The following is a 13275-nucleotide window of genomic DNA, read 5'->3' on the forward strand; positions in this document are numbered from 1 at the left end:
AGTTTAACTCTATTTAACGTATAAACATCCCATTACAGGGATGTTTTTTTTTATTTTTGTGCCTTTAATAAAAACACGAATGAATAAAATTCTATTCTTACTGATGTTTGCTTTCAGTATTGTAATTGTAAAAGCGCAAAAATTTAGCATCGACGGAAAAGTTTCAAATTTTGAAAAAAAACCGATAGAAAATGCTACTGTTTATCTTCTTAAACAAAAAGATTCTTCAATTGTAAATTACACAGCAACAAATAAGGAAGGTAAATTTTCATTAAAAACTGATGAACTCAATGAACCTTCAATATTAAAAATTGATGCCGAAAAATTAATTTCTTATACTAAAAATATTGAAAAACTCGACAAATCTTTGTCTTTAGGAGACATTGAACTCGATAAAAATTCAATCACTAATATTGATGAGGTGAAAATTACCGTATCTCCAGTAAAAATCAAAAAAGACACGATAGAATTTAGTGCTTCAGCGATTAAAGTTCGCCCGGACAGTAAAATCGAAGAACTTTTAAAACAAATTCCCGGCGTTGAAATCGATAATGACGGAAAAATTACTGTGAATGGCAAAGAAGTAGATCAAATCATGATCAACGGGAAACCTTTCTTTGATAAAGACGGAAAAATTGCCCTTCAAAACCTTCCTGCAGATATCATTAAAAACATTCAGTTTACGACAACAAAGACAAAAGAGGAAGAGCTGACCGGAAAAACAGCAAAATCAAACAATGCCACCATTAATTTTAATATTGACGAAAAGAAAAATAAAGGATTGATCTCCAGACTTACGCTTGGATATGGAACCGACAAACGATATGAAGGAAGCGGACTTTTAAGTTATTTTAAAAATGACACCAAAATCAGCATTCTAGCATCTTCAAATAACATAAACTCACAAGGATTTTCCAATGATGAGGTTTTTGACAGCATGGGTCACGGAAGAAACTCATGGTTGATGCAGGGCGGAAGTGTAAGAACCGTAGGAAGTACTACTTATTATATGGATCGCAGCAACGCTAAAGGTATCCAAAAATCCACGACGATAGGACTAAATTATAGCGATAAATTTGGAAAAGATGCAGATTTAGAAAGCTTAAGCCTTATGCACTCCAATAACAATATTGAAACACGATCCAAAGTTTCGAGAACAACCTTGCTTCCGGATTATACATTAACAACCAACTCAGAAAGTAATGGTGAAAATGAAGCTAAACAATATAATTTCGATACTGCAGCAAAGATAAAACTGGATTCTCTTACAAGCATTTATATTTCACCAACATTCTCCAGATCGGAAGGTTTTAGTTTTAATAATTTAAAATCAAACACGTTAAAAGATAATACTCTACTTAATAAAAGTGATTCCTATACAAGTACAAAATCTGAGAACAATACTTTTAGCCCCAACATTTATTTTTCAAAAAAATTCAAAAAAGAAGGAAGAGTTGTTTATGCGAATATAGATACTAATATTTCTGAATCAAAAAATGATAATCTGAATATATCACAAACACTCTTCTATGAAAGTACTGAGCCAAATGATATCAGAAATCAACTTGCCAAAAATAAAAACCAAAGCAATGATTATCGTTTCAGTGCAGGATATACAGAACCTATTTCTGATTCTGCAACGGTTACTCTTAATATGAGTTATAGCTCAAAACTAAGCCGTGACATCAGAAACGTCAATGATTTTAATGATAATACAGGCCAATACTCAGATTACAATATCCTTTTATCAAATAATATGAATCAAAAGGTCAATCAAATCTCTCCTGAATTATCATTTGCACTGAATAAAAGTAAAGTCAATATGTGGGGGTCTTTTAATGTTGATATTTCAGACATGAAAGTAAATTCTATTTATAATGGAACTCAATATGACCTTCACAAAAACTTTATTCTCCCCAATTATAATGTTGGTCTTAATTATGAGTTTTCAAAAAGCAAAAGATTAAGCCTCTACAATTCTGCCGATTACACCATCCCGACTGCAGAGCAACTTACCCCTTACGAGGATTTTTCTAATCCGCTAATTGTCTATCAGGGAAATCCAGAACTGAAAAACACCTGGGCAAATAGAACCTATCTTTATTTCAACAATTCTAATCTGGTGAAAAATATCAGTTATTACATGAATGTTGGGTTTACTTACAGTAATAATGACATCATTAATTATTCTTATTATGATCAGTCAGGAAAACAGTTTGTGACCTACTCCAATGTGAGTGGAAATAAAAATTTCAACCTTGGAGGAGGTTTCACCAAAACCTTTAAATGGAAAGAAAATAAGCTGACCATCAACCCAAGATTCAGCATGAATTTTAATTACGGCACCGGATTTATTAACAGCCAGCAGTTCAAAAGCAATAACTACAATATTAATCCCGGTTTGAATCTTATTTATGAGATCAAAGATAAACTTACCATAAAACCATCATACAGACTGGGTTATAACATCTCAAATTACACCAATTACAGTATTGATAAAGTAGAAACCGCCAATCAAGCCTTAAAACTTGAACTTACGAACTATATTTTTAAAAGCAACCTTGTTATCGGAAATGATTTTGAATACAATACAAACTCAAATATAGCCCCCGGATTCAAAAAAGACTTTTATTTTTGGAATACAAGTCTGGGATACGCATTCTTCAACAAACAACTTACTGCAAAAGTGAAAGTGTATGATGTTTTAAACCAAAATCAAAGCGTGAAAAGAACAATTGCAAATGCTTATTTTGAAGATCGCGAAGATTTGATTTTAAAACGTTACATCATGTTTTCATTAAGTATGAAACTCAACAAATTTGCTGGAAAGAAAATGACAGGTAAATAGATCATTAATAGTAAATGGTTGGAAGTTTTTCCAGCCATTTCTTTTTTAAGTTCGGTTAAAACTTTTTTATTTTTAAATTAGCAACAAATTTAATTCATGAAGATCCCTATTTCAATTTTATTTATTTTCTTTTTCATTTTTGGAAATTCACAAAATACACAGCCGACTGATTCATTTGTAAAAGATAATTTCACAAAGAAAGAAGTTTACATTCCGATGCGTGATGGAACGAAGCTTTTCACCGCAGTCTATATTCCAAAAGATATTTCAAATAAGAAAAAATATCCTTTTTTAATGCAGAGAACCTGCTACAGCATTGCTCCGTACGGTGAAAATGAATATAAAACCAAGATTGGCCCGAATCAATATTTAATGAATGACAAATACATTTTTGTGTATCAGGACGTTCGTGGAAGATATATGAGCGAAGGAACTTTCACCAATATGACTCCGCAAGTGGATCATAAAACTAAAAAAGATGTGGACGAAAGTACAGATACTTACGACACGATCGATTGGTTAATAAAAAATATTAAAGACAACAACGGAAAAGTTGGACAATTTGGAACTTCATATCCCGGATTTTACACTGCTGTTGGGATTTTAGCTGAACATCCGGCATTGGTTGCATCTTCCCCACAAGCTCCAATTTCAGATTTCTGGAATGATGATTTTCTTCATAATGGGAGATTTATGTTGGGGTATTTCAGAACGTTTCCTGTGTTTGGAGTTCAGAAAACTAAAGCTGAAAACAAAGCTTGGTATTCAGATTCAATGATCAAATCAACGTCTGAAGATGGTTTAAAATTTTACAGAGAAATGGGAACCTTGAAAGACGGTTACGAAAAATATTACAAAGACAATTTCTTCATGACCGAAATAATGAACCATCCCAACTATGATGAATTTTGGCAAAAAAGAAGTCTTTTACCTCATCTTAAAAACGTAAATCATGCGGTAATGACCGTTGGTGGTTGGTTTGATGCTGAAGATCTTTCAGGACCTTTAAATATTTACAAAACCATTGAAAAAACAAGTCCAAAAGCTAAAAATACTATCGTAATGGGACCTTTCTCACATGGCGGATGGGGACGCGAAGAAGGAAAACACTTCCACAATCAAATTTACTTTGGTGACAGCATCGCCACTTATTATCAGAAAAATGTTGAAACTAAGTTTTTCAATCATTATTTAAAAGGAGATACAAAAAAAGATGCCGGGCTTCCGGAAGCTCTGATGTATGATACAGGAGCCAAAAAATGGAGAGAATTTGCGAATTATCCTCCGAAAGAAGGACAAAAAGTGAATTTCTATTTATCAAAAGGAACGTTGAATAAATCTGCAGGACAAGGCTCTTCAGAATATTATAGTGATCCGAATAACCCTGTTTTAAGTTCAGATAATCTGAAAGATTTTAATGGATTTACGCCCAGAAATTATATGTCCGAAGATCAAAGATTCGCAGAAGGAAGACCTGATGTTTTGACCTTTACAACAGATGTTTTAACAGATGATATGACTTTCGCGGGAGAAATTATGGCAAAATTAAATATTGCTTCCACTTCTACAGATGCAGATTTTGCAGTGAAATTAATTGATGTTTATCCTGAAGATTTTAAACTAGCTGAGAAAAAAGACGGCGTGATTTACGGAAATTATCATCAAATGGTAAGAAGTGAAATTATGCCTGCAAGATTCAGAAATTCTAGAGAAAAGGCAGAAGCTTTGGTTCCAAATAAGAAAACGGCTGTGAACTTTAGATTACAAGATGTTGTTCATACTTTTAAGAAAGGACATAAAATTCAGATACAAATCAGTTCAACTTGGTTCCCATTATTTGCGATTAATCCACAGAAATTTATGGATAATCCGAATTTTGCAACGAATGAGGATTATACGAAAGCGTTTATCAAAATTTTTGACGATAGTGCGATTGAAGTTGAAGTACTATAATAATTGAAACGGCTGTTCAGAATTTGAACAGCCGTTTTTTTGTATAAACTCAACCACAAAGTTTGTCAGTACGTAGGAATCTAAATAAGGATTTTTACAATTCGATCTCTACAAAACGAGTATAGATTCCTACGGAATGACAAACTTTGTGGTAAATTCTCGCGTTAAAAAATCAGTCCTCAATCGTTCTAAAAGTCAAATTTACTCTCGGAGTTTTTACTTTTGTAGTCGGCGGAAGTCGATGAAGCCAATGGTCTTGTGTTGTGCCTTTCATCACCAGTAAACTTCCGTTTTCTAAGAATATTTCTACTTTTTCTTTGGTTATTTTATGCTTAAATAAAAATTTTCTTTCTGCTCCGAAAGTCAGAGAAGCAATTGCTCCGTGTTTTTTCAAATCTTTTTCTCCATCGCTGTGGTACGCCATTCCTTCGCTACCGTCGTGATATAAATTCAACAAACAAGAGTTGTATGTTTCTCCTGAAACTTCTTCGCATTTCTGTTTTAATTCTAATAATTCCGGAGTCCAGTGTTTTGCTAATTTTGTTCGTTTTGAATAGGTATATTCGAATGGTTTTTCTCCAAACCAACCTACTTTTCTTTTGGTTAAAATTAATTTTCCAAAAATCACCGCTTCATCATTTTCCCATGGAATTTGATTGAACAAATAATCATAATAAAAATCGGATTTTTCTTTGGAGAAAACCTTTCCGTAATAGTTAACGGTTCCGTCGTTGGGAAGGATATTTAATGGATAATCTGATATATCTTCGAATAAACTCATCATTTTAATAACTTTTAAAACTATATTTTAAACACAAATTACACAAATGTTTTTTCACAAATAAACACAAACATTTGCATCAATAGGAACGGACTTTAGTCCGTTTTCAAATACACAAAACATGAATTGGCTTTAGCCAAAACCTAAAATAAGATATAAAAATCTGTGTGAGAAAAAATTTAAAGTAAAATAGAATTCTCAGAATAGACACGAGAACTTTCCCAGCCAATAATCAACTGCTTTCTTTCACTCCCCCACATATAACCTCCAATATTTCCCGAAGACTGAATCACCCGGTGACAAGGAATCAAAAACGCTACAGGATTACTTCCAATTGCTGTTCCGACTGCTCGTGATGCATTTGGATTTCCTATTTTTCCGGCTAAATTTCCGTACGTTGATAATTTTCCCATTGGGATTGTCAACAAACTTTCCCAGACTTTCAATTGAAAATCTGTGCCTTTTAAATGTAGCTTGATGGTGTTGAGTTTCGTCCAGTCTTGATTAAAAATAGACAATGCATTTTTCTGAAATTCGTCCTGTTTTTCAAAAAAAGAAGCATTAGGAAATTTAAGTTGTAAATCTCCCAATGCTGTTTCTTTATTGTTTTCAAAAGCCATGTAGCAGATTCCTTTTTCTGTGGAAGCTGTGATTACTTTTCCAAAAGGAGTTTCGGAAAAACTGTAATTGATGTTGAGGCTTTTTCCGCCGTTTTTATATTCTGCCGGAGACATTCCTTCTACTTTTACAAACAGATCGTGTAATCTGCTTGTGCTTGAAAACCCTGTCTCATAAGCGGTATCAAATAAGCTCGCTTTTTCTTCCTTCAACAAATTTTTAGCATGTTCAAGACTGATGAACTGTAAAAATTTCTTAGGACTTGTCCCTGCCCAATCCGTAAATATTTTCTGGAAATGAGCCGGACTCAGATTAATCTTTTCTGCCACTTCATCCAAACTCGGCTGAAGCTTAAAATTGCTTTGAATATACTCTATCGCTTTCGCAATTCGGTTATAATCTATTTGATTTTGTGTGGACATACCATTTTGTTTTACCTCACAAATTTCCAAAGAATTTCTGGCTGAAAAAATCCGATTCTTGCGAAGTTTTAGTCTTGATTAATGTGATAATAAGCAAGCATTTTGTAATATAACTTAGCTGCCAAGAAGGCACTTGGTTTTGCCATAGGAGAATCCATTAATTCTACAATATCAAAAGCTACAACGTTACATTTTTCAAAAACTTTTCTTAATAATTCTAATGTCGGGTACCATTGTAAACCACCTGGTTCAGGAGTTCCTGTTGATGGAGCAATTGAAGGATCAAAAGCATCCAAATCGATTGTGATATAAACGTTTCCGGAAACTTTTTCTAATACATCATTCACCCAGTTTTCATTGTTGGCAATTTCATGAGCGAAGAATACTCTTCCTTCAGGTAAATATTCAACTTCCTCAACATCCATAGAACGGATTCCCACTTGCACTAAATTATGCTTTTGATTCGCTTCAAAAACTGCACAAGCATGATTAGAAGTAGAACCATGGAATTCTGGACGAAGATCTGTGTGAGCATCTAACTGAAGTATAGTAAGATTTTCATATTTCTCACCAACCGCACGGATTGAACCGATAGAAACAGAATGCTCTCCCCCGAAAAGGGTGAATAATTTACCGTCATTCTGTAAAAGCTCTTTCGTTTTTTGATAAACAGCTTCTGTCATTGCTTCTGGTGAAGATTTTTCTGTAATTTCTCCAGCTAAATAAACACCTTCCAAATAAGGTTCAGTTCCTGTTTCAATGTCGTAAAGCTCCATGTTCTCAGAAGCATCTAGGAACAATTCAGGACCTTTGTCAGCTCCTTTCCCCCAAGTTGAAGTTCCGTCATAAGGAACCGTTACCAATACTACTTTTGAACTTTCTAACGATGCGTTTTCTTCAGGAATTCCTGCGTATGTTTTCATGTCTTATTTAAAAATTAAATGATTGTTGCAAAGATACGAAGAAGTTGGAAGATGGGAGATGGAAGCGTGAAGTTTTGTTTGCTATTAAGAATTATAAGACATTTTTAAACTTCCTACTTCCCTCTTCAAGCTTCCATCCAAAAATTATTACCTTTGTAAAAAATTCAAATATGCCTTTAAAAGCTGTTCTTTTCGATATGGATGGAGTGATTGTAGATACAGAACCATTACACAGAAAAGCTTATTTCAAAACATTTAGCGACCTTGGAATTGACGTTTCAGAAGATTTATACACTTCTTTTACGGGAGCGTCTACGAAAAGGGTTTGTGAGACATTAATTAATCAATTTAATTTAACGGAGACTTACGAAGAAATCGCAAAAACGAAGAGGGATTATTTCAAAGGTTATTTTTATAATGATGAGGAATTTGATCTGATCCCTGGAGTAAAACAATTGATCGAACATTATTATGAAAACGGGATTACCTTAATTCTGGCTTCGTCTGCAACGATGAACACCATCAATATGGTTTTTGAAAAATTCGAATTAGATAAATATTTCAGTGGAAAAATAAGCGGTGCCGATCTAAAAGAATCGAAACCCCATCCAGAAGTTTTTCTTTTGGCAGCAGAATTAGCAAACCAACCAATTGAAAACTGTATGGTTATTGAAGATTCAACGAATGGAATTTTAGCTTCTCACAGGGCAAATATTTTCTGTGCAGCGTATAGAAGTCCACATTCTAAAAATCAGGATTATACTTTGGCAAATATTGTAGTTGCAGATTATGTTGATTTGGAACTTGATAAAATATCAAAATATTTTTAACTGAAAAACCTCTCAAATTTGAGAGGTTTGTTTTTTATACGTTTTGGCAAAAGCCAATTGATTATCTTTCATTTATAAACAGGTTAAAACCCGTTCCTATTGATGAGAGATTGCTTTACTTCGACAGTTTTATTAATATCCTAAAAGTTTCAAAACATCTTCCGGTTCCTGTCTTTCACGGAAAATCTCGTATTGAAGTTCTCCATTTTCATCTTTCTGAATCAAAATATGTCTCGGTTGAGGCATCAAACAGTGGTGAACACCGCCGTAACCACCAATTGTTTCCTGATAAGCTCCTGTATGGAAGAAACCAATGTATAAAGGCTTAGTATCGCTGAAAACAGGCAGATAAATAGCATTCGTATGCTGTTCAGAATTATAATAATCATCCGAGTCACAAGTTAACCCACCTAAGAAAACTCTTTCATACGTATCATCCCAACGATTTAACGGAAGCATGATAAAGTGTCTTGAAATCGCCCAAGTATCAGGAAGTGTTGTCATGAAAGATGAATCGATCATATTCCATTTTTCTCTGTCATTCTGACGTTTTTGAGAAATAATTTTATAAATATTCGCTCCACTTTCTCCAACCGTAAAACTTCCGAATTCTGTATAGATATTTGGTTCTTCTACTCCTTCTTCTTCACAGAATTTCTTAATCTGAGAAACGATTTCTTCAACCATATATTGATAATCGTAATCAAACTGCAAAGAAGTTTTAATTGGGAAACCTCCTCCGATATTCAATGAATTTACTTCCGGAGCAATTTTTTTCAAACGTGCATATACGCGAAGACATTTATACAATTCATTCCAATAATACGCTGTGTCTTTGATCCCTGTATTAATGAAGAAATGAAGCATTTTCAATCTTGCATTTGGGTGTTCAGCGATTTTTTGGCTGTAATACGGAATAATATCTTTATATCCGATTCCTAATCTTGAGGTATAAAATTCGAACTTCGGTTCTTCCTCAGAAGCAATTCTGATTCCGATATCGAAAGTTGTGTCGATGCTTTCTGTAAGCTTATCCAGCTCACGGTAATTATCTAAAATCGGCGTGATATTTTCAAAACCACTGTTGATCATGTCTGAAATTTTCGCCAGATAATCATCAGTTTTGAACCCGTTACAGATCACTTCGATATCTTTTGTTACTTTCCCTTCCTTGTAAAGAGATTTTACGATATCCATGTCGTACGCAGAAGAAGTTTCTATAGAAATATCATTTCTTAGTGCCTCTTCAATTACAAACTTAAAATGACTGGATTTTGTACAGTAGCAATATCTGTAGTTTTTCTTATAGTCGGTTTTCTCAAACGCTTCTTTGAACCAGCTTTTTGCTTTCTGAATATTTTGAGAAATCTTCGGGAGGTAACTTACCTTTAAAGGAGTTCCAAACTTTTCAACAACTTCCATCAAAGGAATATCGTGAAACAACAAATTGTTCTCAGAAACATTAAATTCTTCCGTAGGAAAATACAATGTCTGATCAATAAGTTCCGAGTATTTTATTTTCATTTTTTAACAAGTGAATTAAGAATGCAAAATTGCTAAAAAAGTTTGATTTTTGGGTGTTAAAATTATTATAAATTTCTATTAGTATTACAGCAAAAAATTCAGCGAAATTATCAATATGTAAACTTTTGAAGATATTGTTGTCTTTTATTTTCAGAAATCCCCAATACCTGTTGAATATAAATATCTATTGAACCGTATTTCTTATTAATTTCATCAAAAGCAGCATCTAAATAATCGCTTTCAATCCAGCTTAATTTTTCCAATACTTTCAGATCCATTTTTGGATAAATGAAATGTAAATTATTCGCAAGGTTTAATCTTTTTTGAACTAAATTTTTTCTGTAATTATTAGACAGCAGATAATCATTGTAAATGGTTTCTTTATCAAACTTTAAAACACTCAAAATTAAAGCAGTAATAATCCCTGTACGATCTTTTCCTGCGGTACAGTGATATAAAATAGGTCGGTCAGATTCTAAAATTTCAGTAATAATTTTTTTGATTATTTCAGGATTTTCTGTGACATATTCTCTGTAAAAATCAAGCATTCTTTTGTCTGCATCTGAAGCATTTACTTTCCCTTTTAAAACTAATTTTTTCGCTTGAGATAATTGATCACCCTGATCTTCAAAAGCAGAATATTTTTTATAACTCATATTTTCGGGAAGATGATCGGGTTTGTCACCAATCTCTTTTGCATTTCTGAGATCGATAATTTCTTTAATTCCTAATTTTTCAAGTTCATTAAACGAACTGTTTTTAAGTTGATAAAGATTTCCGCTTCGGTAAAATTTTCCTTCTTTTAATGTTTTTCCTTCAGAGTTTTTAATATTCCCTACGGTTCGGAAGTTGTTTACTTTTTTAATCTTAATAGGGTTTTCTGTTTCGCTTTTACCGTATTCGGGCATGGAAAGATGCTGTACTTTGCAAGATAAAATACAGGATAATGAGATGAGGAGGAATGGTATTTTAATTAGGTTTTTCATTTTTTATTTCCCACGGATTACACAGATTTGCACAGATTTTCGTGTTTATTTTTAATAAATTAAAAGTAACCTCCCATTTTGTCATTCCGGAGGAATCTATACTTAGCTTTAATAGCGTTGTTGAGATTCCTCCGGAATGACAAACTAAGTATAATAATAGTTGTGTTTATTCGTGAAAAAAATTAGTGTAATTCGTGTTTAAACTATAAATAATTCCTCCCAATAAAAATCAGCAAATCCCCTTTTCCATATTCAACAGAAACCTCATCTTCAACAGCAAAATTTCTGGTTCCTATTCTTGAAGTTATGCTTAAATCACCATTCGTTAAACACCAATTCAGCCCTTTTGTCGTAATATTTTCAACAGAAGGAAACGGATACAACGAAACCATTTTATCTTTTACACCTTTTACAACAAATTTTTTCGAAATAAAATAATATTCTGAAAATTCATCATAAAACTTAATATCTAATTGATTCTTAAAACCAAAAGCTACTGTAAGATTTCCTAAAAAATGATCCTGTTCACCTCCGCTTCCGCCTAAAACATCAACATTTTTAAAACCTTTTTCAACAATAATTTCCAACGCTTTATGAAAGTCTGTTTTATCCTGATCCGGAGTGTAAATGAATTTTTCATCATACACATTTTCGTCAGAACCGGAATGCGAATCAAAATCGCCAGATATAAAATCTAGCTTATCCAAAGGGAAATTCAGATGCTTCAGATAATGAAAAGCCCCATCTGTACAGGCAATCAAGCCATAATTTTCTATTTTTGGAAATGATTTTGGAGGATCTCCGTTGATGAAAAGTAATACGTTATCTTTCATTCGGGTTCCAGTATTCTTCAGATTCGTTGTTGATTTTTGAAATATATCTTGCCAAAACAAAAAGATAGTCGGAAAGTCTGTTTAGGTATTTAATCAATTCAGGACGAACTTCTTCCGATTCGTTTAAGAAAACCAAAGAACGTTCTGCTCTTCTGCAAATTGTTCTTGCTGCATGTAAAAATGTCGCCGATTTTCCTCCTCCGGGAAGAATAAAATATTGAAGAGGTTCTAATTTTCCTTCAAAAGCATCCATCCAATTTTCTAATTCTTCAATTTCAGTATCAGAAATAATTAGCGGAAGGCGAGATTTCCCGTTCGCCAACATCAATTTATCGACAGGTGTCGCAGCTTCCGAACCTACTGTAAACAAATCAAACTGAATTTTCTTTAATTGCTTTAAAACTTCTTCATCTTCGATATGACTTTTCGCGATACCAATGAAAGAATTAAGCTCATCTATATTTCCATAGCTGTCAACTCTTGCGCTGGCTTTTGAAACTCTCGTTCCGCCATACAAAGCAGTTTGACCTTTATCTCCTGTTTTCGTATAAATTTTCATAGGACTAAAATACTTCATTTTGCAGAATGTAAAAAGTAAAATTTCCTGAAATACACAAATTTCGAAAGTTTTTTGAAGCTGTTTCCAGCTTTCCGTTACAATCTTTTTTTTCAAAAAAGGATTTCCACTTCAATCTGGGCTAGGGGTTTTGTCCAAGTTTAAATAGTTGTCATTAAAATTCACCACTCTAACTCTTAAGAAAACTCACATTTTTAGCTTAAAAACAAAAAAATGACCGATAAAAACCGGTCATCTACAAATTATTTATCTACCTCTACATATTTTAGATTTTTTGATCTTTTGATTGTAGGATATATTCTGAACGTGAAATTTTGATAGATATTTTAAAATTTGAAAAATATTTTTTATTTGAAAAACCCTACTGACAAACTGTTGTCATAACCCGGTCATATCTTTGTATCAACAATAACAAACAAAATTAAAAATTATGTCAACTACAGCAACAATCACAAAACAATTCATCTCATCAGAACAATTATTAGAGCATTGGCAAGGCCACAGAAACCTAACGAGAAGAGTTATAGAGATGTTTCCTGAAAAAGAATTATTCGAGTTTTCAATTGGCGGAATGAGACCGTTTGCAAAATTGGCCGTTGAGCTGATCAGTATCGGAGGTCCTGCTTTAAAAGGGATCGTTAACAAACACGAAGAAGCTTTTAACGAAGAAGCATTCAACCCAAAGACAAAAGAAGAGATCCTGAAAAAATGGGATGAAGAAACGCAAGTGATCAACCAATATTTCAATGAAATTTCTGAAGAACGTTTCCAGGAAACTTTCAATTTATTCGGTCAATATGAATTTCCTGTTTATCAGAATATTTTATATTTCGTTGATAATGAAGTCCATCACAGAGGTCAGGGATATACCTATTTAAGAGCTTTAGGAATTGAACCTCCTTTTTTTTGGGAGAGATTTTAGGATCATTAATGCCTTTACTGAAACTAAAATCGCTGATTCAGCACAACATGAAAAGATC

11 protein-coding genes are annotated in these 13275 nt (G+C 33.1%); 4 read left to right on the forward strand and 7 right to left on the reverse strand.

Annotated features, from left to right (window positions below):
* Positions 1 to 79 precede the first annotated feature (79 nt).
* Positions 80 to 2848, forward strand: coding sequence for a TonB-dependent receptor (locus EG348_RS01730; RefSeq protein ID WP_123980123.1), 2769 nt, complete (start codon positions 80 to 82; stop codon positions 2846 to 2848).
* A gap of 96 nt (positions 2849 to 2944) precedes the next feature.
* Entirely contained in the window at positions 2945 to 4801 is a 1857-nt protein-coding gene (locus EG348_RS01735) for a CocE/NonD family hydrolase (protein ID WP_123980125.1), read from the forward strand.
* Positions 4802 to 4973: 172 nt separating this feature from the next.
* Here the strand turns inward: EG348_RS01735 and EG348_RS01740 are convergent, their stop codons facing one another.
* The 3 genes from EG348_RS01740 to speB all read right to left on the reverse strand — a co-directional run bounded on the left by EG348_RS01740 (position 4974) and on the right by speB (position 7545).
* Positions 4974 to 5582 carry an alpha-ketoglutarate-dependent dioxygenase AlkB family protein gene (locus EG348_RS01740; RefSeq protein WP_123984993.1) on the reverse strand — a complete coding sequence of 203 codons (609 nt, stop codon included), beginning with the start codon at positions 5580 to 5582 and terminating at the stop codon, positions 4974 to 4976.
* Positions 5583 to 5761: 179 nt separating this feature from the next.
* Positions 5762 to 6622: a bifunctional helix-turn-helix domain-containing protein/methylated-DNA--[protein]-cysteine S-methyltransferase gene (locus tag EG348_RS01745; protein ID WP_123980127.1), complete on the reverse strand. Its 861-nt coding sequence runs from the start codon at positions 6620 to 6622 to the stop codon at positions 5762 to 5764.
* A gap of 68 nt (positions 6623 to 6690) precedes the next feature.
* Positions 6691 to 7545, reverse strand: a complete 855-nt coding sequence (gene speB, locus EG348_RS01750; RefSeq protein ID WP_123980129.1) for an agmatinase — start codon at positions 7543 to 7545, stop codon at positions 6691 to 6693.
* 170 nt (positions 7546 to 7715) lie between these two features.
* Here speB and EG348_RS01755 point away from each other — a divergent pair, with 170 nt between their 5' ends.
* Positions 7716 to 8375, forward strand: a complete 660-nt coding sequence (locus EG348_RS01755; protein ID WP_123980131.1) for an HAD family hydrolase — start codon at positions 7716 to 7718, stop codon at positions 8373 to 8375.
* A gap of 132 nt (positions 8376 to 8507) precedes the next feature.
* Here the strand turns inward: EG348_RS01755 and EG348_RS01760 are convergent, their stop codons facing one another.
* From EG348_RS01760 to EG348_RS01775, 4 genes are all read right to left on the reverse strand, one after another.
* Complete coding sequence (locus EG348_RS01760) at positions 8508 to 9899, reverse strand: arginine decarboxylase (RefSeq protein ID WP_123980133.1); 1392 nt, start codon at positions 9897 to 9899, stop codon at positions 8508 to 8510.
* 110 nt (positions 9900 to 10009) lie between these two features.
* Positions 10010 to 10885: a tyrosine-protein phosphatase gene (locus EG348_RS01765; RefSeq protein ID WP_123980135.1), complete on the reverse strand. Its 876-nt coding sequence runs from the start codon at positions 10883 to 10885 to the stop codon at positions 10010 to 10012.
* Between the two features lie 203 nt (positions 10886 to 11088).
* Entirely contained in the window at positions 11089 to 11718 is a 630-nt protein-coding gene (locus EG348_RS01770) for a thiamine diphosphokinase (protein WP_123980137.1), read from the reverse strand.
* A complete protein-coding gene (locus tag EG348_RS01775; RefSeq protein WP_123984994.1) occupies positions 11708 to 12277 on the reverse strand; it encodes a cob(I)yrinic acid a,c-diamide adenosyltransferase in 570 nt (189 codons plus the stop codon). Before EG348_RS01775 ends, EG348_RS01770 begins: the two co-directional genes overlap by 11 nt.
* A 448-nt stretch (positions 12278 to 12725) precedes the next feature.
* Here EG348_RS01775 and EG348_RS01780 point away from each other — a divergent pair, with 448 nt between their 5' ends.
* Positions 12726 to 13217 (forward strand): DinB family protein, encoded by a 492-nt coding sequence (locus EG348_RS01780; RefSeq protein ID WP_123980139.1) that lies wholly within the window; start codon positions 12726 to 12728, stop codon positions 13215 to 13217.
* The last annotated feature ends 58 nt before the right edge of the window (positions 13218 to 13275 follow it).

Origin of the sequence: Chryseobacterium sp. G0201 (assembly GCF_003815655.1) — a bacterium.
Taxonomy (GTDB): Bacteria; Bacteroidota; Bacteroidia; order Flavobacteriales; family Weeksellaceae; genus Chryseobacterium.